The organism is Vibrio sp. 10N.222.49.C9 (assembly GCF_041474985.1).
Taxonomy (GTDB): Bacteria; Pseudomonadota; Gammaproteobacteria; order Enterobacterales; family Vibrionaceae; genus Vibrio; species Vibrio crassostreae_C.
This window is the reverse complement of the sequence record NZ_JBFRVD010001543.1, coordinates 1-303: the sequence shown is the minus strand read 5'-3', so window position 1 is coordinate 303 and position 303 is coordinate 1. Positions and strand designations below refer to the sequence as shown.

The 303-nt window shown below is 45.2% G+C and carries 1 protein-coding gene; it reads left to right on the top strand.

Annotated elements, in window-relative coordinates; all coding sequences use genetic code 11:
- Nucleotides 1–18: 18 nt before the first annotated feature.
- Nucleotides 19–303, top strand: a 285-nt coding sequence (locus AB4585_RS29165; protein WP_372172300.1) for a hypothetical protein, incomplete at its 3' end; no start/stop codon positions are given.

The window sequence follows — 303 nt, the reverse complement described above, 5'->3', positions numbered from 1 at the left end:
GACTAAAGGAACGAAATCGTGAAGTACAACTGGAAACAGCACCCTTGGGCAAAAACAGGATTAGTCGAACTTGTACCCACCGAAATTCTGCACTTACTGAGCAATCCAGAAGTGAGCGACAGTACCGACGACGCACAAGGCATCATTAAACCTGCATCCACCGTGTGGTCAGAGATAAGAACTGAAGGCATGAGAGATCCACTGTTAGTCATTGTGAATATAAAGAAGCAATCTATTCGCCTTGAAGCAGGTAATCATCGATGCCTAGAAGCTCTTTTGGATGGTATTCGACTACTGCCAGTG